Source organism: Neptunomonas marina, from assembly GCF_004005935.1.
Taxonomy (GTDB): domain Bacteria; phylum Pseudomonadota; class Gammaproteobacteria; order Pseudomonadales; family Balneatricaceae; genus Neptunomonas; species Neptunomonas marina.
Genome location: NZ_SACQ01000001.1, coordinates 1 through 21,976 on the forward strand (window position 1 = coordinate 1; position 21,976 = coordinate 21,976).

Annotated in this window: 19 protein-coding genes and 1 pseudogene; 9 read left to right on the forward strand and 11 right to left on the reverse strand. The window is 50.0% G+C overall.

Going from position 1 to position 21,976, the window contains the following annotated elements; genetic code table 11:
- The 6 genes and pseudogenes from ftsA to EOE65_RS00030 form a co-directional block, all read left to right on the forward strand.
- A pseudogene (gene ftsA / locus EOE65_RS00005) lies at positions 1 to 531 on the forward strand (cell division protein FtsA); the annotation flags it as partial.
- Positions 532 to 771: 240 nt separating this feature from the next.
- Positions 772 to 1,944: a cell division protein FtsZ gene (gene ftsZ / locus EOE65_RS00010; RefSeq protein ID WP_127692246.1), complete on the forward strand. Its 1,173-nt coding sequence runs from the start codon at positions 772 to 774 to the stop codon at positions 1,942 to 1,944.
- A 79-nt stretch (positions 1,945 to 2,023) separates the two neighbouring features.
- Positions 2,024 to 2,935, forward strand: a complete 912-nt coding sequence (gene lpxC / locus EOE65_RS00015) for a UDP-3-O-acyl-N-acetylglucosamine deacetylase (RefSeq protein ID WP_127692247.1) — start codon at positions 2,024 to 2,026, stop codon at positions 2,933 to 2,935.
- Positions 2,936 to 3,110: 175 nt separating this feature from the next.
- The gene (gene secA, locus EOE65_RS00020) at positions 3,111 to 5,846 is read left to right on the forward strand and encodes a preprotein translocase subunit SecA (protein WP_127692248.1); all 2,736 of its coding nucleotides are present in this window, start codon (positions 3,111 to 3,113) and stop codon (positions 5,844 to 5,846) included.
- Between the two features lie 64 nt (positions 5,847 to 5,910).
- Positions 5,911 to 7,128 carry a bifunctional glutamate N-acetyltransferase/amino-acid acetyltransferase ArgJ gene (gene argJ / locus EOE65_RS00025; RefSeq protein ID WP_127692249.1) on the forward strand — a complete coding sequence of 406 codons (1,218 nt, stop codon included), beginning with the start codon at positions 5,911 to 5,913 and terminating at the stop codon, positions 7,126 to 7,128.
- An 8-nt stretch (positions 7,129 to 7,136) separates the two neighbouring features.
- A complete protein-coding gene (locus EOE65_RS00030) occupies positions 7,137 to 8,066 on the forward strand; it encodes a Nudix family hydrolase (RefSeq protein WP_127692250.1) in 930 nt (309 codons plus the stop codon).
- Here EOE65_RS00030 and yacG read toward each other — a convergent pair.
- From yacG to pilB, 5 genes are all read right to left on the reverse strand, one after another.
- Positions 8,047 to 8,274 carry a DNA gyrase inhibitor YacG gene (gene yacG / locus EOE65_RS00035; protein ID WP_127692251.1) on the reverse strand — a complete coding sequence of 76 codons (228 nt, stop codon included), beginning with the start codon at positions 8,272 to 8,274 and terminating at the stop codon, positions 8,047 to 8,049. The two genes, EOE65_RS00030 and yacG, sit on opposite strands and share 20 nt — an antisense overlap.
- Positions 8,271 to 8,885, reverse strand: coding sequence for a dephospho-CoA kinase (coaE, locus tag EOE65_RS00040; protein WP_127692252.1), 615 nt, complete (start codon positions 8,883 to 8,885; stop codon positions 8,271 to 8,273). Before coaE ends, yacG begins: the two co-directional genes overlap by 4 nt.
- A gap of 10 nt (positions 8,886 to 8,895) precedes the next feature.
- Positions 8,896 to 9,756 carry a prepilin peptidase gene (locus EOE65_RS00045; protein WP_127692253.1) on the reverse strand — a complete coding sequence of 287 codons (861 nt, stop codon included), beginning with the start codon at positions 9,754 to 9,756 and terminating at the stop codon, positions 8,896 to 8,898.
- Positions 9,757 to 9,850: 94 nt separating this feature from the next.
- Positions 9,851 to 11,074: a type II secretion system F family protein gene (locus EOE65_RS00050; RefSeq protein WP_127692254.1), complete on the reverse strand. Its 1,224-nt coding sequence runs from the start codon at positions 11,072 to 11,074 to the stop codon at positions 9,851 to 9,853.
- 18 nt (positions 11,075 to 11,092) lie between these two features.
- Positions 11,093 to 12,802, reverse strand: coding sequence for a type IV-A pilus assembly ATPase PilB (pilB, locus tag EOE65_RS00055; RefSeq protein WP_127692255.1), 1,710 nt, complete (start codon positions 12,800 to 12,802; stop codon positions 11,093 to 11,095).
- A 212-nt stretch (positions 12,803 to 13,014) separates the two neighbouring features.
- On the opposite strand from pilB, the gene EOE65_RS18275 reads away from it, so the two are divergent.
- Together EOE65_RS18275 and EOE65_RS00065 are read left to right on the forward strand one after the other, a co-directional pair.
- Complete coding sequence (locus tag EOE65_RS18275; RefSeq protein WP_127692256.1) at positions 13,015 to 13,449, forward strand: pilin; 435 nt, start codon at positions 13,015 to 13,017, stop codon at positions 13,447 to 13,449.
- Positions 13,450 to 13,570: 121 nt separating this feature from the next.
- A complete protein-coding gene (locus tag EOE65_RS00065; RefSeq protein ID WP_127692257.1) occupies positions 13,571 to 13,924 on the forward strand; it encodes a hypothetical protein in 354 nt (117 codons plus the stop codon).
- Between the two features lie 94 nt (positions 13,925 to 14,018).
- On the opposite strand, the gene nadC is transcribed toward EOE65_RS00065, so the two are convergent.
- Positions 14,019 to 14,858 (reverse strand): carboxylating nicotinate-nucleotide diphosphorylase, encoded by an 840-nt coding sequence (gene nadC / locus EOE65_RS00070; RefSeq protein ID WP_127692258.1) that lies wholly within the window; start codon positions 14,856 to 14,858, stop codon positions 14,019 to 14,021.
- An 84-nt stretch (positions 14,859 to 14,942) separates the two neighbouring features.
- Here nadC and ampD point away from each other — a divergent pair, with 84 nt between their 5' ends.
- Positions 14,943 to 15,500, forward strand: coding sequence for a 1,6-anhydro-N-acetylmuramyl-L-alanine amidase AmpD (gene ampD, locus EOE65_RS00075; RefSeq protein WP_127692259.1), 558 nt, complete (start codon positions 14,943 to 14,945; stop codon positions 15,498 to 15,500).
- Here the strand turns inward: ampD and EOE65_RS00080 are convergent.
- The 5 genes from EOE65_RS00080 to EOE65_RS00100 form a co-directional block, all read right to left on the reverse strand.
- Positions 15,497 to 16,570, reverse strand: coding sequence for an ABC transporter ATP-binding protein (locus tag EOE65_RS00080; protein WP_127692260.1), 1,074 nt, complete (start codon positions 16,568 to 16,570; stop codon positions 15,497 to 15,499). The two genes, ampD and EOE65_RS00080, sit on opposite strands and share 4 nt — an antisense overlap.
- A 7-nt stretch (positions 16,571 to 16,577) precedes the next feature.
- On the reverse strand, positions 16,578 to 18,236 hold the full coding sequence (locus EOE65_RS00085; RefSeq protein WP_127692261.1) for an ABC transporter permease: 1,659 nt from the start codon (positions 18,234 to 18,236) through the stop codon (positions 16,578 to 16,580).
- Positions 18,237 to 18,321: 85 nt separating this feature from the next.
- Positions 18,322 to 19,359 carry a Fe(3+) ABC transporter substrate-binding protein gene (locus tag EOE65_RS00090; protein WP_127692262.1) on the reverse strand — a complete coding sequence of 346 codons (1,038 nt, stop codon included), beginning with the start codon at positions 19,357 to 19,359 and terminating at the stop codon, positions 18,322 to 18,324.
- Positions 19,360 to 19,414: 55 nt separating this feature from the next.
- Positions 19,415 to 20,425: a sterol desaturase family protein gene (locus tag EOE65_RS00095; protein ID WP_127692263.1), complete on the reverse strand. Its 1,011-nt coding sequence runs from the start codon at positions 20,423 to 20,425 to the stop codon at positions 19,415 to 19,417.
- A gap of 48 nt (positions 20,426 to 20,473) precedes the next feature.
- Complete coding sequence (locus EOE65_RS00100) at positions 20,474 to 21,886, reverse strand: DUF4856 domain-containing protein (protein ID WP_240656884.1); 1,413 nt, start codon at positions 21,884 to 21,886, stop codon at positions 20,474 to 20,476.
- Between the last annotated feature and the right edge of the window lie 90 nt (positions 21,887 to 21,976).

The window sequence follows — 21,976 nt, forward strand, 5'->3', positions numbered from 1 at the left end:
TCGGGGTCTGTATGGTTGATATTGGCGGCGGCACCACCGATATCGCGGTCTTTACCGCCGGTTCCATTCGTCACACCGGGGTGATACCGATTGCTGGCGACCAAGTCACCAGTGATATTGCCATGGCTTTGCGCACCCCCACGCAACATGCAGAACAACTCAAAATTAAGTATGCCTGCGCCCTTGCGCAGCTCGCCAGCGCCGACGAGACCATCAAGGTCCCAAGCGTGGGCGACCGACCACCGCGCGACTTGTCGCGCCAATCCTTGGCTGAGGTGGTGGAACCGCGCTACGACGAACTCTTTACCCTCGTGCAAGCGGAACTACGCCGCAGTGGGTTTGAAGATCTGGTGGCTGCAGGCATCGTACTAACCGGCGGCACCGCGAAGATGGAAGGGGTTGTTGAACTGGCGGAGGAGATTTTCCATATGCCGGTTCGACTCGCGATGCCGCACGGTGTTCGCGGGATGGATGACATCCTGCAAAACCCGATTTTCGCCACCAGTATTGGTCTGTTGCATTATGCCGCGGAGGGGGAGCAACTCGGAGGCGCGTCGACGGCGCCACTACCGACGGCAGCATCCAGTAGCGGTCTGGTGAGCGAAGATCGCTCTAGCGAAGTGGAAGAACTACCCGTGCCCCAGGGGCCGGGCATGATCAGTCGGGTAAAAGATTGGTTTAAAGGAAATTTTTAATTACCGGTGTTTCGGACGATGCCGTATGATGCCGCCCACAAAGCAGGGTGGGTGACAAAAGAGCCAGGAGAATGTCATGTTTGAGCTAATAGACAGCGTGTCACAAAATGCCGTGATTAAGGTAATTGGTGTCGGCGGTGGCGGTGGAAACGCCGTCGAACATATGGTGAACAAAGACGTAGAAGGTGTCGAGTTCATCTGTGCGAACACAGATGCTCAGGCGCTGGGTAATATGTCCGCAAAAACCTTGTTGCAATTTGGCGGCGCAACCAAGGGGTTGGGTGCAGGTGCGAATCCAGAGGTGGGTCGCCAAGCAGCCATTGAGGACCGAGATCGTATCGTTGAAACCTTGCAAGGTGCCGATATGGTGTTCATCACCGCAGGTATGGGCGGCGGTACCGGCACTGGTGCTGCGCCTGTCGTTGCGGAAGTCGCGCGGGAGCTTGGTATTTTAACAGTTGCCGTGGTGACTAAACCATTCCCGTTTGAAGGCCGCAAGCGTATGAAAATTGCGGTTGAAGGCATGAAAGAGCTGCAAGAGCACGTGGATTCGTTAATCGTGATTCCTAACGAAAAGCTGATGCAGGTGCTAGGCCGTAACTGTAGCTTACTGAATGCGTTTAATACCGCGAACGATGTATTGCGCGGCGCTGTACAGGGTATTGCTGATCTGATCACACGTCCAGGTATGATCAACGTCGACTTTGCTGATGTACGTACCGTAATGTCTGAAATGGGCATGGCGATGATGGGTACTGGTGTTGCTCGTGGTGAAGGCCGTGCAACAGAAGCTGCAGAAGCTGCTATTAACAGCCCATTGCTGGAAGATGTTGACCTAAAAGGTGCAAGTGGTGTGCTGGTGAATATCACTGCTGGCCTGGATCTCAGCTTGGGCGAGTTCTCCGAGGTGGGAGCGATCGTGGAAGAGTACGCCTCAGAGGATGCGACAGTTGTTGTGGGAACTGTCATCGATCCAGACATGGTTGACGATATGAAGGTGACTGTCGTAGCAACGGGGTTTGCTAAATCGGAAGCGCAAGCCGCCGTGCCTCAGCAGCCAAAGCCGACTCATCAGAAAAAAGATGGATCGCTTGATCTTGAAAAAATTGAGTTACCCACGGTATTGCGTCGCCAAAAAGCTGAAGCATTAGTGGAACCAAATCGCAGTACGGAACCTAAGACAGAGCAGCGTAAAGAAGATGTAGAGACATTGGACATCCCAACCTATATCCGTCGCCAGGTCGACTAGGCATAGAGTGGGTGAGTTGCTGTGATATGACGAATTTATTATAATAATTGGTTAACTTGGCAAATTTTTCGGCGATGAAATGATCAAACAACGTACACTTAAAAATAGTATTCGAGCCACGGGTATTGGTTTGCATACCGGGCAGAAGGTTTACCTGACGCTGAAGCCTGCTGCAATCAATAGTGGTATCGTTTTTCGCCGTATCGATCTTGACCCTGTTGTCGAGATTCCAGCCCACGCGCTAAATGTAGTAGACACCGTTCTCTCAACGAACTTAGGTAAAGAGGGTGTGCGTGTAGGTACCGTCGAGCATCTTATGTCCGCGTTAGCTGGTTTGGGTATCGATAACGCCGTTGTTGAACTGAGCGCAGAAGAAGTCCCTATCATGGATGGCAGCGCTGCGCCGTTTGTCTTCCTGATTCAGTCTGCAGGCATTGCAGAGCAAAATGCACCGAAAGAGTTTATTCGCGTGACGCGAGAGATCTCGATCGAAGTTGATGGTAAAACAGCGACATTTAAGCCATTTGATGGATTTAAAGTTGGTTTCAAAATCGAGTTTGAACACCCTGCTTTTGAAGGCCGAAATAAAGAGACCTGCTTAGACTTTTCAAGCACCTCTTTCGTGAAAGAAGTGAGTCGTGCTCGTACCTTTGGTTTTATGAGCGACTTCGAGTATTTACGCTCACAAAACTTAGCGCTTGGCGGCAGCTTAGAGAATGCAATCGTCGTTGATGACTACCGTGTATTGAATGATGATGGCTTGCGTTATGATGATGAGTTCGTAAAGCATAAAGTTTTGGATGCAGTGGGTGACCTTTATCTTCTTGGTAAAAGCTTGATTGGCGAGTTTTACGGATTTAAGTCGGGGCATCAATTAAACAACTTGTTGTCGCGTAAGCTGCTGAGCACAGAAGGTGCATGGGAGTTAGTTACGTTTGAAGAGCAGGATCAGGTCGCTCCGATCTCTTATCAAAAGCCTGTTGCTGTATAAGTCATTGCTCAAATAAAAAATGCCGGGTCCTTCCCGGCATTTTTAATGCGGAAAATTATTTAGTTTATATCAATAGGATGGTTGAGATTTCACATCTTGACCTTATAAACAGATAAAATCTGTTTCATTAATTCGGTAGCCTTCGTTACCGAGACGTACGGAAAGAATTCAAAATATGCTGACCTCAATGTTTAAAAAGATTTTTGGTAGCAAGAATGATCGCGAGTTGAAGCGTATGGGCAAGCTCGTCAAGCTTGTGAACGCGCTAGAAGAAGAGATTGAAAAACTCAGCGATGAGGAGCTAAAAGGAAAAACTGCTGAGTTTCGCGCTCGTCTAGAAGAGGGTGTTGCTCTAGACGCTTTGCTACCTGAAGCCTTTGCTGTTGTGCGTGAAGCCTCAAAACGTACGCTAGGCTTGCGCCACTTTGATGTTCAGCTGATCGGTGGTATTACCCTTCATGAAGGATGTGTAGCTGAGATGCGCACCGGTGAAGGTAAAACGCTGGTTGGAACTTTGCCTGTTTATCTAAATGCCCTCTCTGGTAAGGGTGTGCATGTTGTCACTGTCAACGACTACCTCGCGAAACGTGATGCAGAGTGGATGCGCCCACTGTATGAAGCACTCGGCATGAGCGTTGGTATCGTTCTATCGCGCCAAGATCCAGAGGTGAAGCGTCAAGCTTATGCTGCAGATATCACTTACGGCACGAACAATGAGTTTGGCTTTGACTACCTGCGTGACAACATGGCCTTCAGTCTTGAAGAGAAGGTACAGCGCGACTTTAACTTTGCTGTAGTCGATGAGGTTGACTCGATTCTAATCGATGAAGCGCGTACTCCTTTGATCATCTCTGGGCCTGCGGAAGACAGCTCCGCGATGTACCAGAAGATCAACACGTTGATCCCGCACTTACAGCGCTTCGAAGGTGAGATCGACCCGAAAGATACAGAGCAGGTGATCAACGAGCACTTCGTTGTTGATGAAAAAAATCGCACTGTTGAAATGACAGAGGCCGGCCACCAAGTGGTCGAAGAGCTGCTGGCTAAAGAGGGCGTGCTGGAAGAGGGTGAAAGCCTCTATGCGCCGCAAAACCTTAATCTCCTGCACCACGTGCTAGCCGCTTTACGTGCACACAACCTGTTTGTAAAAGATAAAGACTACATCGTTCAAGACGGTCAGGTCGTTATCGTTGATGAACACACTGGCCGTATCATGCCGGGGCGTCGTTGGTCTGAAGGTTTACACCAAGCTGTTGAAGCTAAAGAGGGTGTCTCGATCCAACAAGAGAGCCAAACGCTGGCTTCGACTACATTCCAGAACTATTTCCGTTTATACAACAAGCTATCCGGTATGACCGGCACAGCAGATACGGAAGCTTTTGAGCTGCGCCAGATTTATGGTTTGGACGTTATCGTTATCCCAACCAACCGCGATGTTGCGCGTAATGATCTCAACGACATTATCTTCCTCACAATGGAAGAGAAGTATGTTGCGATTGTGAAAGAGATTCGCGACTGCCAAGAGCGTGGTCAGCCTGTACTGGTGGGTACGGCCTCAGTTGAGTCATCTGAGCTGCTTTCCAACTACCTTAAAAAAGAGAAGGTAGCGCACAACGTACTGAACGCTAAAAACCACGAGCGTGAAGCAACAATTATCGCTGAAGCTGGCCGCCCTGGTGCTGTAACAATCGCCACTAACATGGCCGGTCGTGGTACTGACATCATGCTAGGCGGTAAGCTGGAACTTGAGCTGGCTGCCTTAGATAACCCAACTCCTGAGCAAGAGGCTGCGGCCCGCGCTGATTGGGAAGAGCGTCACAAGAAAGTGCTTGAGGCGGGTGGTTTGCATATCATCGGTACAGAACGTCATGAATCGCGCCGTATCGATAACCAGCTACGTGGTCGTTCTGGTCGTCAGGGCGATCCGGGCTCGTCACGTTTCTTCCTCTCTCTTGAAGATGACTTGATGCGTATCTTCGCATCCGAGCGTGTACGTACCTTTATGCAAGCACTAGGTATGGAGAAGGGCGAGGCGATTGAGCATAAGATGGTGACTAACGCCATCGAAAAAGCGCAGCGTAAAGTGGAAGGGCGTAACTTCGATATTCGTAAAGCGCTGCTTGAATATGACGATGTGGCTAACGATCAGCGTACGGTTATCTATACACAACGTAATGAGCTGATGGCTGCGGATGATATCTCGGAAACAGTTGAAGCTGTACGAGCTGAAGTGGTTGATAATGCAATTAGCAACTATATCCCTCCACAGAGTCTAGAGGAACAGTGGGATGTGCCGGGGCTAGAGCGTGCATTGGAAGCTGAATTTGGAGTTCAGCTGCCAGTTCAAGCGTGGTTGGATGAAGACAACTCGTTGCACGAAGATAACTTGCGCGACAAGATTTTGGCCGAAGTTGTTTCTGCTTACCAGGCTAAAGAAGCAGTAGTGGGAGCGCCGAGTATGCGCCTGTTTGAGAAGCAGGTCATGTTGCAAGTGCTCGATACGCTATGGAAAGAGCACCTTCAAACGATGGATCATCTGCGTCAAGGTATCCACTTGCGTGGCTATGCGCAGAAGAACCCGAAACAAGAGTATAAGCGCGAGTCGTTTGAGTTGTTCCAAAACCTATTGGAAAACATTAAGCGTGATGTCGTAAAAGTGCTTTCACACGTTCAAGTGCAGATGCCTGAAGAGGTAGAAGCGATGGAGCAGCAGCGTCGTGAGCAAGCAGAACGCCAACAAATGAACTTTGAGCACAAAGACGATTCTGGCTTTGCGCAAGAAGGTGGTGAAGAAGCAGCCCCAAGTGCTGGCGAAACCTTCACGCGCGATGGCCGAAAAGTAGGTCGTAATGAACCTTGCCCGTGTGGTTCGGGCAAGAAGTACAAGCAGTGCTGCGGTAAGTTAGATTAATTATTATCTATTGATATGAAAGCAGCTTCGGCTGCTTTCTTTTTCTGTGCGAGGGATAAAAGTCATGGCAGTAGGAGCCTCAACGCTACCGGCGTTGCATCCGGTAAAAGGGTTTCGGTTAGGTGTTGCATCTGCAGGTGTAAAAACGCCTGGGCGCAAAGATGTTGTTGTTATGGAAATTGCAGAGAAAGCAACGGTAGCCGGCGTGTTCACCAAGAATGCCTTCTGCGCCGCACCTGTGGTGATCTCGAAAGATCACCTTGCGACAGGCCGTAACCGCTATCTGCTGGTTAACACCGGCAATGCGAATGCAGGCACGGGCGCTGAAGGCATGGCGGATGCATACACGTGCTGCCAAGCCCTAGCGGATGCGGCTAACGTGAAACGAGAAGATGTGCTGCCATTCTCAACAGGTGTGATCGGTGAGAAACTACCGGTTGATAAAATTGTGCAGGTTGTTCCTGAAGCACTCGCGAATCTTGATGAAGATAACTGGGCGAGCGCAGCTGAGGGTATTCTTACCACGGATACGCGCCCTAAAGGGTTCAGTGTACAGTTTACCTACGAAGGCCAAACCGTCACGGTGACGGGCATTTCCAAAGGCTCAGGGATGATTATGCCTAACATGGCGACCATGCTGGGTTATGTTGCTACGGATGTGCAGGTTGATCGCGAATTACTACAAGCGCTGCTGGCTGAGAAGTCTGATAAGTCATTTAATCGGATTACAGTAGATGGCGATACATCAACCAACGACTCGTGCATGTTGGTCGCGACTGGAGCGCTGGATCTTGAAGTAACACAAGATAACGAGCCACTTTATAAGTTGTTTGCTGATGCGCTCGAACAAGTCATGTTGGAACTGGCGCTGGCGATCGTTAAAGATGGCGAGGGTGCAACGAAGTTGGTCACTATCCATGTAGAGTCGGCAGCGTCACAAAAAGAGGCGCTGGATACCGCCTATACCGTGGCTCACTCACCGTTGGTGAAAACAGCGCTGTTTGCTAGCGATCCGAACTGGGGCCGTATTTTAGCCGCTGTTGGACGTGCGGGTATTGAAAACTTTGACCTTGATGCCCTTAAGATCTACCTCGACGATGTCTGCATTGTTGAAAACGGCGGGCGCGCTGCAAGTTATACAGAAGAGGCGGGCCAAGCGGTGATGAACCAAGAGAATATCTTGATCAAAATAGTACTAAACCGTGGCGCTGTGTCAGAAACTGTATGGACTACAGACTTGTCGCAGGAATACGTGTCGATCAACGCTGACTACCGTAGTTAGGAGAGGTTGTGAGCTGTCTTATACATGTGGCTGCAGCTGTCATTGAGGATGGCTGTGGCGCGATTTTTCTTGCCCGCCGTCCCCAAGACAAGCATCAAGGTGGGTTGTGGGAGTTTCCTGGCGGGAAGGTAGAACCCGGTGAGAGTGCTGAACAAGCACTCTACCGTGAACTGCATGAAGAGGTCGGTATTGAGGTGCTGGCTTGTGAGCCGTTAATCCAAATTCCGCACCACTACCCTGATAAATCTGTACTGCTAGATGTTTATCGCGTCACTGAGTTTTCAGGTGAAGCCCACGGCAAAGAGGGGCAGAAGACAGCGTGGGTAAGTGAAGCGGACCTCGGTGATTATGAGTTTCCTGCTGCAAACAAGCCAATCTTAAACGCAATACGTTTACCGCAGCGTATTTTCATTACTCCGCAAGCTGAGACGCTAGAGGCGTGTATAGAGAATACTCTCAGTGCTTGTAAACGAGCGCCAATCTCCTGGGTTATGCTGCGTCAGAAGCAGCTGACATTGGATGAGGCGCTGTCTTGGCGTCTTGCTCTTATGCAAGCTTTGGATGAAGGTGTGGAGGTTACGCTTAATCACCCAAAATCTGGCGCTGCGTCTAGTCATCTTTCCCGCCACCTAAGCAGTAAAGAGCTGCAGGCGACCGAGTCTAATCCTGACAGCAGTCTTTTAGGGGCTTCATGTCATAATCTGGAAGAGATCGAGACAGCAGTCAGGATTGGTTGTGATTACATTACCCTCTCGCCCATCTTACCGACCAATAGCCATCCAGGCTCGCCTACGTTAGGCTTTGATGCCGCGCGGCAGCTTATCGCCCAAGCGCCTTTGCCGGTATATCTGTTGGGTGGAATGTCGGAAGAGGAGTTGCCACATGCGTTAGCGATAGGGGCACAAGGTATCGCTGCTATCAGTGCATGGTCGGAGTAAAGGGCTTCTCGTTAGCATCTAGCCCTGTGCTGTACTCACCATATTCCTCTTCAGATGGGGAGCTTGGAATCTGGTAGCTTTCGCTGGCCCAAGCGCCTAAATCGATCAGTTTACAGCGCTCACTACAGAAAGGGCGATATGGGTTTTTGCTATCCCATGCCGCTTTCTTCTGGCATTGTGGACAAGCCACCTTAACCGATTTACTCATGCTTGGTACTCCTCAGCAGCTAAGCTGCGAAGCTTCTTATCTAGCGTAGCAACTTGTTGCTCAAGGGCTTCTCGGGTTGTGTTGTTGTCTAGCAAAGAATCCGCTTTTGCCGCCCGCTCTGCTCGGCTTAGCTGCGCCGCCATGATGCGCTCTACTTGATCAGGTGTATTACCATCGCGCTCAGATGTGCGCTTAATTTGCAATGCCTCTTCTATATCCACGACGACAATATGATCAACAAGCTTGTGTTGATCCGTTTCTAATAGAAGCGGCGAGGCGAGAATGGCGTAAGCTTCTTGGCCTTGATAGCTCTCTAGCTTATCCATAATGCGTGTACGAATAATAGGGTGTAGCAATTGCTCTAGCCATTCGCGGTGTTTGGACTCTTGGAAAACAATATCACGCAACATGGCTCGATTTAGGTGTCCATCGTCCTGCAGTACCGCTTCGCCGAAATGCTCAGCTATTTTCGCCAGAGCCTCTTCACCGGGCTCTACAACCTCTCTTGCTACCACATCAGCATCGATGATGGGGCGCCCTAGCTTAGCAAAAGCCTCTGACGCCGCACTTTTACCACTACCGATACCGCCTGTTAATCCAACCACTAGCATGTTTTAAACCTTATAGCATACCGAGATAAGCATTTGTGATCTGTTGGCCCCAGAGTAAAGCAATCCAGCCTGCTATCGCAAGGTAAGGGCCAAAAGGAAGTGGTTTTTGGGCTTCGTGGCGTTTAAACGCGACCATAACTATCGCGAGAACAACCCCTGTGACGGAGGAGAGCAAAATAATCAGTGGCAAGCTCGTCGCCCCGCACCATGCTCCTAACGCTGCCAGTAGTTTGAAGTCGCCATATCCCATGCCCTCTTTGCCGGTCAGTAGTTTGAATAACCAATAGATCGACCAAAGAGTAAGGTATCCAATTGCGGCTCCCCAAACGGCTGAGGAAAGGTTAGTGAACATCTCTCGTGTGTTTATAAGCAAGCCAAGCCATAACAGCGGCAGTGTGATACGGTCGGGCAGGAGGTAGTGGTCGAGATCTATAAAGGTAAGCGCGATCAGTAACCACGTAAAAACAACAGCCGCTAAACCGAAGCCGTTAAAACCTAACGTATAAATTACTAGTACGCTCAGCAAAGCCGTTAGCAGCTCAATTGCAGGGTAGCGCAACGAGATGGCCGTTTTACACTGGCTACATTTGCCCTTCAGTATCAGGTAACTGATAACAGGAATGTTCTCATACCAGCGGATTTGGTGCTGGCAGTTGCCACATCGAGAACGAGGTACGGATAGGTTGAAAGTCTCGCGTTCCACCTCTTTCCCCTGCGCCTCTGCAAGGTTATCTTCCCATTCATGTTCCATCATAACGGGGATGCGGTAGATCACTACGTTTAGAAAGCTCCCAACCAGTAATGAGAAAACAAAGGTAAGGCCGAGGCCCGCATAGATATTTGCTGCAAAAAACGTGTAAAGCTCGGCCATGATTTAAGTAACACTTTTAACTAGAAGAAAAAACTCAGTCGCGGTTTAGCAACTTAGATGAACAAAGCAATATAAGCAATTTGGCTTAGCTAAGTTAAACCACATTACCCAGCTGGAAGATCGGCAAGTACATCGCGATAACCAAGCCACCGACGAGTACGCCAAGAATCGCCATGATGAGAGGCTCGATTAAGCTCGAAAGGTTATCAACGGCGTTGTCGACCTCCTCTTCATAGAAGGTTGCCACTTTGTCGAGCATCATATCTAAAGAGCCTGCCTCTTCACCGATAGCGATCATTTGGGCCGTCATATTTGGGAAAACCCCGGTCATGTTAACGGCATTCTGCAATGATTGACCGGTGGATACGCCATTACGTATTTGGATAATCGCGTTGCGATAGACCACATTACCTGATGCCCCCGCTGCAGAGTCCAGCGCCTCAACCAGTGGCACACCGGCAGCAAAGGTCGTTGCGAGTGTGCGAGCAAAACGGGCGATAGCGCCTTTATGTAAAATGCCACCAATAACAGGAACTTTCAGTACTGCGCGGTCAACGAAGTCAGCAAAGGCTTGGGAATTGCGCTTAAGCCGCACAAAAACAAAACTGCCGATAATGATGGCGAACAACGCGATATACCAATAGGCTTGCGCAACTTCAGATAGGCCAATAACAAACATTGTAAAGGCAGGGAGCTCTGCACCAAAAGATGCAAAAATACCTTGGAACGTTGGGACTACTTTTACCAGCAAAATAGCCGAGACGATTAAGCCAACAACAAGCACTGCGGCTGGGTAGGTCATCGCTTTTTTGATTTTTGCCTTAAGTGATTCTGTTTTCTCTTTGTAAGTAGCGATACGGTCGAGCATCTGCTCGAGCGCACCTGACTCTTCGCCCGCTTCTACAAGGCTACAGAACAAGTCGTCGAAAAACTTGGGGTGTGCACGTAACGATTGGCCAAGATCCGAACCGCCGCTCACTGACTGGCGGATCTGGTTGATCAAACGTTTGAGGGCGACTTTCTCAGTGCCGTTACCAACGATTTCCATCCCCTGTAACAGCGGAACGCCCGATTTGAGCATAGTAGCCAGTTGGCGCGTAAAGTAGGCGATATCCACCGGTTTGATCGGTTTGTTCTTCTCGCCTAATAACGAAAAGCTAGAATCTTTGGCCACGCGTTTAGGCAGGATGCCTTGCTTGCGCAGGTTTGCCTTCGCAGTTGCGATATCCGGTGCGTCAATTTTGCCTTTACTTAAGTTGCCGCTTTTATCTTTACCTTGCCACGCGAAGGTAATAATTTTTTGCTCTTTCGCCGCCATGCCTTACATCGATCCCTACTAAGTTTTGATAACGCGGTTCATCTCTTCAAGGCTGGTAATACCTTGCGCTACTTTATCGAGGCCCGTTTGCCGCAGTGTTCTAAAGCTCTGGCCGCTGGCCACGCGAATAATATCTAACGAGTTACCATTGTTCATAATGACCTCTGCAACTTCAGGGGTCATGGGTAGCATCTCATAAATACCCACTCGGCCCTTAAAGCCACGGGTACATTTTGGGCAACCCTCTGGGTTAGCCTCAAAGAGCTGCATCTCGTTCATTTGGCTCTGCTCAAAGCCCTCTTCTAGTATGGCAGCTTCTGGAAGATTCAGTGGCTTTTTACAGCTTTCACATAAGCGGCGTGCCAAACGCTGAGCGATAATTAAGCTGACAGAGGTTGCAATATTGAACGAAGGCACCCCCATATTGCGTAAACGGGTTAACGTTTCGGCAGCACTGTTGGTGTGCAACGTTGATAGCACCATGTGGCCTGTTTGCGCAGCTTTAATAGCGATTTCGGCTGTTTCTAAGTCACGAATCTCACCCACCATCACAACATCTGGGTCTTGACGGAGGAAGGAGCGCAGCGCCTCGGCAAAGGTAAGCCCGACCTTATGGTTTACGTGGACTTGGTTGATCCCTTCCAAGTTAATCTCGACCGGGTCTTCGGCGGTAGAGATATTGCGCTCTGGCGTGTTGAGGGTATTCAAACCCGTGTAGAGCGAGACGGTTTTACCACTACCCGTTGGGCCGGTAACAAGAATCATCCCCTGTGGCTTGTGCAGCGTGCCCATGTATAGCTCTTTTTGCACGGCATCAAACCCCAGTGCGTCTACCCCCATCTTGGCACTGGATGGATCCAAAATACGCAGTACGATCTTTTCACCCCAAAGAGTGGGCAGTGTATTGACACGAAAATCGATGGAGCGGTTTTTTGAAATACGCATCTTGATACGGCCATCTTGCGGTAGGCGTTTCTCTGAGATGTCGATCTTGGACATGACCTTCAAACGCGTTGAAAGACGTGATGCGAGGTTGCTTGGTGGTTTGGCAATCTCTTGCAAAATACCATCGATCCGGCTGCGGATACGGTATGACTTTTCATAAGGCTCAAAGTGAATATCCGATGCGCCTTTTTTAATACAATCTAGCAGGATTTTGTTAACAAAACGCACAATGGGTGCGTCTTTTGCTGCGTCTTCGCTGCTTTCCTCTTCCTCCTCTTCAGCATTTGAGCCATCGTCAAGCGCATCGAGGTCGGCATCTTCTAGATCGTCTAGGGCTGAGTCGCTACCTTCTAAGAACGTGGCGATAAACTGCTTCAATTTATCGTCTTCGACAATAACGCCTTCGGTGGTTGTTCCGGTGTGAAATTTGATCTCATCCAGCGCTTGGATATTGGTTGGATCAGAGAGCGCCACATAGATACGGTTATCCCGTTTGATCAGCGGAATAGCGTGGTGCTTATTAATCAGCTGCTCAGAGACAATACCTTGCGGCACCATTGATGCATCAAAGGCCGAAAGATCTAGCAGTGGTAAACCAAACTCATCCGATGCGGCGCTGGCGGCACGGTGTGCGCTAACCAAGCGCTCATCAATAATATGGGAGATAAAAGGCTTTTGTGAGGCGCGGGCTTTATCAATAGCATCGCGGGCCACATCGGCAGAAAAAACACCATCTTTTACAAGCCGACGAGCGAGACCACTTAAGGGTTGCTGGTGTACCACGTTCTCTCCTTGCGCTGGTGCGGGACATAAGTCTGTGTTTCGTAGGCATAAAATAGCACTTGCTAAAGCACTGGGAAAGGGGCGCAAAATATTTGTAAAAAGTTCCCATGGAAATTGGATTATTTTAGGGAGTTGTCTACACTAAGTGCAGCGCTGCCAACCAAGGAAGACGCTTTACCTAATTCGTTATTTATACTCGCTGGAGAGAACGTATGAAAAAGCAACAAGGCTTTACATTGATTGAATTGATGATCGTTGTTGCGATCATCGGTATTTTGGCAGCCATCGCTCTGCCTGCGTATCAGGATTACACGGTGCGTGCGCGTGTAACAGAAGGTTTAACATTGGCGGCGGCTGCGAAAACTGCTGTGGCTGAGAATGCTGCCTCAGGCGCCCAATTTGACGCAGGTTGGAACCCACCAGCACCCACTCCAAGTGTGACTAGCGTGGCTATCGACGGTGGTGCAGCTGGTGTAGGTACGATCACTATTACGTACACTGCGGCTGCGGGCGGAAACACAATTACTCTAGTTCCAACGTCTGGCGGTGCCGCGCTAGCAACAGGTACGCCTCCATCTGGTTCTATCCTATGGGATTGTACTGGTGGTGGTTTAGATGATAAATACCGTCCTTCTAACTGCCGTTAATTCTACGGTTAGTTGAAAAAAGAGCGCTTCGGCGCTCTTTTTTGTTTCTGCGACTAATTTATCGCTTTGCTTGTCTCTGATTGCTGTTAGGATAGGAAAAAACCCAACAGATCAGTGCTTTATGAAACGTAACATTATTATTCTGCTTATCGCCGCCTGTGTTGGCGTGACCCTCTATATCAACTCCCAAACTAAGCGCTTACCTGATGCGGTTAAGCAACAAGCCGAAGACACACTGCTGGCCGATGCACTGTTCCCCGCGCGCCCGGTGTGGTGGGAAGATGATAAAATTTTAGCTTTGGGTGTGGTGGCCGAACGTACCAATGGTGAGCAAGCAGCGCGTAAAGCGTGTGAGCTGCTTACTGCTGAAAACTTGCCGGTGGGTGGTTTGCGTATCGAAGTGTACGACATCCTAGAGATTCAGCGTAATGATGAGTGGACGCTGATTGGTAAAGCGGTGTGTAACGCTAATTAGGTTAACTCCTTTAGTCTGTTTACCTGTACAAAAAAGCGAGCTTATAGCTCGCTTTTTTAATTGGCTAGGCGCCAGATTGTTAACACTCTTTGTGCTAGATCAAGCGCATCGACAAATCAACGGCTTGGCAGTGCTTAGTGAGCGCCCCGATCGAGATGTAATCAACGCCGGTTTCAGCAATCGGCAGTAGGGTTGCGTCAGTCACATTGCCAGAGGCTTCCAGTTTTGCTCTGCCAGCCGTAAGTTTGACTGCTTCGCGCATCGTTTCCAAAGAGAAGTTATCCAGCATCACAATATCCGCCCGTGCATCAAGCGCGAGTTGCAGCTGATCTAAGGTTTCGACCTCGATCTCGACCGGTTTGCCGGGGGCTGAAAGCTGCGCCGTTTCAATCGCTTCAGCGATCCCGCCACAGGCCATAATATGGTTCTCTTTAATTAAAAACGCATCGTACAGCCCAACGCGGTGGTTATAGCAGCCGCCGCAAGTCACCGCGTACTTTTGTGCTTGGCGCAGGCCGGGCAGGGTTTTACGGGTATCCAGTAATTTTACTTGGGTATCTTTAACTTTCTCGGCGTAGCTGCTGCTCACTGTGGCTGTGCCAGAAAGCGTTTGTAAAAAGTTGAGCGCACACCGCTCTGCAGTGAGTAATGAGCGCGCAGAGCCGGTTGCTAAAAATAGGACTTGGTCGCGGCTAACGCAGTCGCCATCTTGCACTTGCCACTCAATCGTTAAACTAGGGTCTACTTGCTGAAACACTTCGTTGGCCCACGCTACGCCACTGATCACCGCATCTTGACGGCTGATAACCCGAGCTGTTGCTTGCTCGCTGGCGGGGATCAGTTGCGCGGTAATATCACCGGCACCAATATCTTCCTGAAGGGCGGCGGCTACGTTGGCTTTGATGGTGGGCTGTAGGTCAGCAAGAGTCAGCATAGTGGTTTCGGCTCTATCGTTTGTTTCGCGTGATATGATGGCTCGATTCTATATGAATCCGTGGGTTACGAGTAGCAGCAAGTCATGAAATCTGAGTTTGATATTAAAGCGGGGCGCGTGGATGGCGCGCGTTGGGTGTCTTCGCCCAACTTTAATGAGCGGCCAGCAGGTGAGGCCGTGGATCTATTGGTTATCCACAATATTAGTTTGCCACCGGCTGTGTTTGGTGGTGATTACATTGAACAGTTTTTCCAAAACCGCTTAGACCCCACGGCTCATCCGTATTTTACCGAGATTGCCAATTTGCAGGTGTCGGCGCACTTGCTGATTCGTCGCTGTGGAGAGGTGGTGCAGTTTGTAAACCTCGATCACCGTGCTTGGCATGCGGGCGTTTCCTGTTTTGATGGGCGCGACGCGTGTAATGATTTCTCGATCGGGATTGAGCTAGAGGGGACAGATCAACACCCTTTTAGTGACGCGCAATATGAGAGCCTAGTGGCTGTCACAAGAGCGATTTGTCGGGCTTATCCCTGCATCAGTGCGCAACGTATTACTGGCCACTCTGATATTGCGCCGGGGCGCAAAACTGATCCAGGTCCCTGCTTTGACTGGCAGCGTTTTAAAGCTGACCTCAGCGCTTAGTGGCTTGCTGGGAATGCGACCAAGTTTTGTAACTCGGGTCGAATGGGCATGGCGGCGCCAACCGGAATATCAACAGATGGGTCTGTTAAGCAGGCAAGCTTATCACCATTACTGAGTAGCAAGCTGTAAAGAATATTCGCGCCGCGAAAGGTGCGCTGCTGTATCTGAGCACTGTACGGGCTGCCAGCGTCATACTGCACGTTTTGTAGCCGAACCAGCACTTCAACCTGCTCACCTGCGTTGAACCCATGGGGGATTTCGGAGCGCAAACGTCCTAGTGCGGAGTCAACACAGTTGGGGCAGTGCACCGTACCGTGTATGAAATCCCCATGGCCAATAAACTCAGCGACGAAGTGGGTGCTTGGCTGGTTGTAAACCTCTTCGGCGCTGGCCCACTGCAACACTTGACCATCATTCATCACACCAATCTTATCGGCAATAGCAAAGGCTTCATGCTGATCGTGGCTAACCATTAAGGCGCTAATACCTAGCGTTTTAAGAATGCTGCGCACTTCTGGAACGAGGCTTTCACGCAGCTTAGCGTCTAAACCAGAGAAGGGCTCATCTAGCAGAAGTAGCTGCGGGCGTGGCGCGAGCGCTCTGGCCAGTGCGATACGCTGCTGCTGGCCGCCGGACAATGAGTGTGGGAAGCGCTGCTCAACACCGGGAAGCCCAACCAGCTTAAGTAGTTCAGTGATGCGTGCAGTGCGCTCTTTGCGTGATAGTTTTTGTAATCCGAAAGCGATGTTATCGGCAATGTTTAGATGTGGGAATAGAGCCACATCTTGAAATACCATGCCGATATTACGTTTTTCAGGCGGTAGCATCTGCTGGTTTGTGGCTAGGATGCGCCCACCCATAGAGAGTTGACCACTTTGCAAAGGCTCAAAGCCTGCAATAGCACGCAGTAATGTGGATTTACCGCAGCCACTTGGGCCGAGTAGGCAGCCAATTTCACCGTCGGCGAGTTGCATTTGAGCGTGCGAAACCGCGAGATGGTCACCGTAGGCAATACTGATATCTGTGAGGGTCAGTAGTGGTGTTACGAGCGTGTGTGGTTGCGCGTTCATAAGCCTCTCAAATCGTATGTTTGCCGCGTGCAATAGAACGGCTTAATAGTATCACAGGTGCCAGCCCCACCAAGACAATCATCAATGATGCGGGCGCTGCGTCCACGAGACGTTCATCGGACGCCAGCTCAAAAGCGCGAACAGCAAGGGTATTAAAGTTGAAAGGCCGCAAAATCAGTGTGGCAGGTAGCTCTTTCAAAACATCAACAAAGACAATCAATAGCGCGGTTAGCACCGAGCTTCTCATTAGGGGCACATGGATGCGTTTCAGTACTTGAGTGGGCGTGCAGCCGAGTGAGCGCCCGGCAAAATCGATGCTTGGCTTAATCTTATCGAGGCCGCTTTGCACCGCCCCTAAGGAGACAGCCAGAAAGCGCACGGTATAGGCAAATAACAGCGCCACCAACGTACCCGAGAGCACCAAGCCGATATCGATGCCAAACGTATTTTTGGCAAACGCTATCAAACGGTGGTCTAGCCAAGCGAGCGGGATCAAAACGCCGATGGCAATAATGGTGCCCGGAAGCGCGTAGCCTAGGCCTGCAATAGTTACAGCTGTTTTAACATGGTGGCGAGTACTGAGCCGCTTCGCGTAACAAAGCAGCAGTGCCAGTACCACAGCAATGATCGCAGCCGTTGTCGCTAGATAAAAGGAGTTCCACGAGAGTGAAATAAACTCCGCAGCGGTAAAGTCTGCTTGTGTTAAAGCCCAGTAGAGTAAGACGCCCGCAGGCAGTAAAAAGCCGACCAATACAGGAGTAAAACAGTAGAGCGTAGCCCCCCAAGCTGCAGCGCCTTCAAGCTTGATGAGACGCGCTTGTTTACCTTGGGAGTTACCACCGTGGTAGCGGGATTTGCGGCGTGAATAACGCTCTAACAAGATTAAAATTGAGACAAAACCAAGCAACATGGCGGCTAGTTGTGCAGCCGCTGCTGCATCACCCAAGCCATAAAAGGTGCGAAAAATACCGGTTGTGAACGTGGTAACTCCAAAATATTTAACTGTGCCGTAGTCAGCCAGTGTTTCCATGAGCACCAGTGTTAAGCCAGCCATAATTGAGGGACGGGCTAGGGGTAAAGCTAGGCGAAAAAACGATTGTTTGTAGCTGTAGCCCAATGTGCGGCTGACTTCCAACGTGCTTTGCGATTGCTCCAAAAATGCAGCTCGGCTCATCAGGTACACGTAGGGGTAGAGTACAAGCGCCAGCATAATGGCCGCACCTTCAATGGAGCGGATCTCAAAAAACCAGTACTCACCATAACCTAATCCCGTGATTTCCCTAAGTGCAGTCTGCACGGGGCCTGCGAAATCGAGCAAGCCTGTGTAAGTGTAGGCAATGATATAGGCTGGCACGGCCATCGGTAGTAGCAGGCCCCAGGTGAGCACGCGGCGGCCCGGAAAGGCGCAAACACTGGTGAGCCATGCGGTTGGAACGCCGAGCAATAAACTGCCGATGGAAACCCCAACCACTAGCAACAGTGAGTTGATCACGTAATCGCTGAGCACCGTGTCAGCAAGATGGCGCCAAACCTCGGCAGAGCCTGTAAGTACATAGGCTGCGATAACTAAGATGGGTAGCGCGAGGATGGCTGCAACCAAAACAGCAAGGTTGCTCAGCCAGTTGATGCGTCTAAAAGGTAGAGTTTGAATAGCGCTCGCGATCATAGGGCGTTGATAGTCCTGACTAAAACGATGACAGCGCCTTAAGGCGCTGTCGGGACAATCTTACCATTGAGAACGAGAGAAGTAATTATTTCCATCCCGCTCGGTCCATTAGCTCAACCGCTGCACGATTGTTTTCACCAAGCTTGCTCAGCTTGACGGTATCGGCTTTGAAGTCACCAAACTGAGTTAACGTTGCAGATACGCCGGTGCCGGGTACTACAGGATACTCATTGTTAACCTGCGCGTACCACTCTTGGGAATCATGAGATACTAAGAACTCAAGCAATTTCATGGCGTTGTCTTTATTGCGTGCGGATTTTGTCACACCTGCGCCACTAACGTTCATATGCACACCGCGATCTTGTTGGTTTGGCCAAAACACGCCGAGCTTCTCAACAATAGCTTGGTCTGCGGCTTTCTGGCTGTTCGCCAAACGTCCGAAGTAGTAAGTGTTTGCTAACGTTACGTCACAGACGCCTGCAGCAGCTGCACGAAGTTGATCTGTATCGCCGCCAGCAGGTGGTTTTGCGAAGTTAGCAACGAGGCCTTTTGCCCACGTTTCAGTCGCTTGCGCACCGTTTGCTTCGATCATAGAAGCAACCAGGGACTGGTTGTAGATGTTATCGGATGAGCGGATGCAAAGGCGGCCTTTCCATTTGTCAGAGGCTAGGTCTTCATAGGTGGAGAGTTCGCTTGGCTTTACTTTGTCTTTCGCAAAAAAGATGGTGCGCGCACGCTGTGAAAGGCCAAACCATTGGTTGTCTTTATCGCGTAGATTGGCCGGAATTGTTTGCTCCAAAACGCTGTTTTGAATTGGCTGCAGCACGTTGGCATCTTTCGCTCGCTGTAGGCGGCCTGCATCAACCGTTAGGAAAATATCCGCAGGGCTGGCGCTTCCCTCAACTTGCAAGCGCTTGAGCAGTGCGTCTGCTTTACCTGTGATCAGGTTGACTGTGATGCCTGTCTGGTCGGAAAACTTATCTAGCAAAGGCTTGATAAGTGCTTCTTTGCGCGCCGAGTAAACATTCACAAAATCGGACTCAGCATTAACCGGTGTGGCGATAGATAAAGCGATCAGTAAAGAGGTCGATAAAAAACCAGCACTACGCAGCGATTGAAACATCAGTTAGCTCTCTTTGTATTCGATACGAAAGCCTGATTATAAATGATAACAGTTATTATTTGTATATCGTTTTTTGCGTCAGATCAGGTTTATTCTGCTTTTTTGGTATGGCCTTTGCGAGAAAGCGTTGCTTGATCAGCCGGTAACTTTCGATAAAAGGGGTCAGGTATAGCGTGCTGAGCCTATGGTCTGCTTTCTGTTCGCGGCTGATGCCGAACTGTAGCTCAGTTGTAGGCTCTGACAGGTGTAGGCTGCCACCCAATCGATCCCATATCGCAAGAATGGCGCCGAAATTTTTATCAAAATGGCGAGGCTCAACCGAATGGTGAATCTGGTGCTGTGCCGGTGAGATAAAAATGCGCTCCAGCCAAGGCCAGTAAAACAGCGCAATGTGAGAGTGGCGCAAGTTTGATCCAGCAACATTGAAAGCAAAGACAATGACGCTGGCGCCAAGTACAGTTACTAGGTCAACCTGATCATCAAACAGGTAAATGAACAGCGCAATGCAAAGGCCCTGAACCAGTGCGCCCCGTAATGAGAACAAAACTCCTTCGATCGGATGTGTGCGCAGCACCGTGAGCGGTGTCATTGTCTCGGCGCTGTGGTGGACTTTATGAAACGCCCAAAGCCACGGTACTGTGTGAAGCAGTCGGTGGAGGAGGTATCTTGCGAAGTCATCGAGCAGAAAAAGAAACAGTGTGAAGCTCACAGCGATCGCTGCGCTTGGCCATCCGAGTTGTAGGCCACTGGCACCCCATGTTGTTTGCAATAACTGATAGATCAGAGTGGCTACGGTTAGCTTGGCAAGCAGTACCGGAGCTAACATGCTGAACAGGGCACTATTGACGACCAGTAGCCCATAATCAGCACGAGCTGATTTAGAGAACCAAACCTTGCGGCTAAAAAGCGTACGAAAAGCTTGGGGTAGAGCCATACCCCGCAGGGTAAGAAAGGCTAATGCCACTAAAATGGCGGCGAATAGATATCCGATAAACAGCCGCTTGCGCGGGTCGAGGAAGAGTTCGCTGACAAACGGGATAGCGTCTATTTGGAAGGATTCGATCATCTGTTGCCATCGTTGCGAGTGGCGTTTCCGCCACCCGCTTGACGAATACTAGTCGTTCTCTGCGCTGCTAGTGTTGCTAAGCTTTTCGGCCAGTTTGGATAGTTTATCCAGCTGATCGTTCGCTTTTGCCTGCAAGCCAAATGTATCGTTCAGTAGCTTTTGCACTTCAATCATGTTCAGTGCGTACTCTTCCAACGAAACAGACGGTGACTGGATATAGTTACCATCGTTATCGATACCGGAAACTTGAGTATTCCCCAAAAGAACGGGGCTAGCGCCGATTAAGCGATTCAGCTTAACAGCAGTAACGCCGAGATCTTTGCCGCTGACTTGCAGCGCCATCGCGAAACCTTTTAGCTCGCCCCAGTGCTTCGCGTATGTGCGGAATGTTTTCTGTAGATCGCCGTTGTTATCAACTGCGTCTTGCAACGCCAGCGCATCTTTGTAGACGGAGCCTGCATATTTGAATGCCGCTTCAGCGATAACCTTTTCCCAGTTTGTGCGGATCACATCAGCGTAGGCTTTTAGCTCTTCACGCTGCTGGTCAGTCAGATTTTTGCCGTTAGCTTTAGTGATCAGTTGGCGGCCGTCGATGAATGCTTCGGTGATGGTGTGCATGTAGTTGCTGTTGCCAGATTTATCAGCGCCGGCTGCGTAGTAACCGTGCGCGAACACCATCTCAGACTTGAGGTCGATCATCTTGTCGCCATTTGCATCAGCTGACTTAACGCTCTCTGGCTTTTGCTTAGCGATGCTGTAGACGGTTTTTGCATCCAATGACAGTGCGTGAGCTGGCACGCCGAAGTAGCCGAAGGCTTCATCCCATACGTGCTCTTTGCCGGTGTAAGGTGTGCCATCTTTGTATGGCTTACCATTGGGCTTGGTGCCAGCGTCTAGCTTCTCGTCTAAGTAGTTATCGACTGCTTGGTTGTAGAAAACGGCACCCATCAAGAATTTGGAGATCAGCTGTGTGTAGTCAAGGCCTGTTAGCGGATCAAAACCTTTGTTTGCTGCAGAGGCTTTATCGATCCAGAACTCGATCACTTCGCTGCCCGTCATGTTGCCTGGCCACGCAGACACGGCACCACCGTAGGTTTTACCTTTAAGGTTTTTGCCTTTGGATAGCTCATCAACCGTGCTTTGCTTAACCACAAAGTCGCCTTTGGTTGCTGGAGCAATAATCTTGCGGCCTGCATCCTTACCTGCGTAGTAAGCCATCATTTGTGCTTTTAGCTCGGCATTTGGCATACCGTTACCACGTGCTGATAGTTTTTTCAGAGAGTCATGGAGCGCGTGACGAGCAATTTGGCCGCTGTATGCGACGGAGCTTTTCTTATCTCCTTTGTAGTCTTTTACTGTGATCGGGAATCCAGAATAGGACGCGTCACTGTGTGCTAAAGCAGGCATAGAGAGCGAGGAGGATACTAAAGCAATTGCCAATCCAAGACGTGTACGTTTCACAATAAAACCCTTTAATTATCAGTCAAAACTTAGGCTGTCAGCACCGTTTGGAGCGCCGTTCCGTGGGTGCCTGTTAATTTGGGTTAACGC

Excerpts from the sequence above, each read along its gene's own strand:
- EOE65_RS00045 (WP_127692253.1), bottom strand. The coding sequence starts at position 9,756 with ATGGCCGAGCTTTACACGTTTTTTGCAGCAAATATCTATGCGGGCCTC.
- EOE65_RS00065 (WP_127692257.1), top strand. The coding sequence starts at position 13,571 with ATGAAACGTAACATTATTATTCTGCTTATCGCCGCCTGTGTTGGCGTG.
- yacG (WP_127692251.1), bottom strand. The coding sequence starts at position 8,274 with ATGAGTAAATCGGTTAAGGTGGCTTGTCCACAATGCCAGAAGAAAGCG.
- EOE65_RS00080 (WP_127692260.1), bottom strand. The coding sequence starts at position 16,570 with ATGAACGCGCAACCACACACGCTCGTAACACCACTACTGACCCTCACA.
- nadC (WP_127692258.1), bottom strand. The coding sequence starts at position 14,858 with ATGCTGACTCTTGCTGACCTACAGCCCACCATCAAAGCCAACGTAGCC.
- secA (WP_127692248.1), top strand. The coding sequence starts at position 3,111 with ATGCTGACCTCAATGTTTAAAAAGATTTTTGGTAGCAAGAATGATCGC.
- lpxC (WP_127692247.1), top strand. The coding sequence starts at position 2,024 with ATGATCAAACAACGTACACTTAAAAATAGTATTCGAGCCACGGGTATT.
- coaE (WP_127692252.1), bottom strand. The coding sequence starts at position 8,885 with ATGCTAGTGGTTGGATTAACAGGCGGTATCGGTAGTGGTAAAAGTGCG.
- argJ (WP_127692249.1), top strand. The coding sequence starts at position 5,911 with ATGGCAGTAGGAGCCTCAACGCTACCGGCGTTGCATCCGGTAAAAGGG.
- EOE65_RS00085 (WP_127692261.1), bottom strand. The coding sequence starts at position 18,236 with ATGATCGCGAGCGCTATTCAAACTCTACCTTTTAGACGCATCAACTGG.
- EOE65_RS00090 (WP_127692262.1), bottom strand. The coding sequence starts at position 19,359 with ATGTTTCAATCGCTGCGTAGTGCTGGTTTTTTATCGACCTCTTTACTG.
- ampD (WP_127692259.1), top strand. The coding sequence starts at position 14,943 with ATGAAATCTGAGTTTGATATTAAAGCGGGGCGCGTGGATGGCGCGCGT.
- EOE65_RS00050 (WP_127692254.1), bottom strand. The coding sequence starts at position 11,074 with ATGGCGGCGAAAGAGCAAAAAATTATTACCTTCGCGTGGCAAGGTAAA.
- EOE65_RS18275 (WP_127692256.1), top strand. The coding sequence starts at position 13,015 with ATGAAAAAGCAACAAGGCTTTACATTGATTGAATTGATGATCGTTGTT.
- EOE65_RS00095 (WP_127692263.1), bottom strand. The coding sequence starts at position 20,425 with ATGATCGAATCCTTCCAAATAGACGCTATCCCGTTTGTCAGCGAACTC.
- ftsZ (WP_127692246.1), top strand. The coding sequence starts at position 772 with ATGTTTGAGCTAATAGACAGCGTGTCACAAAATGCCGTGATTAAGGTA.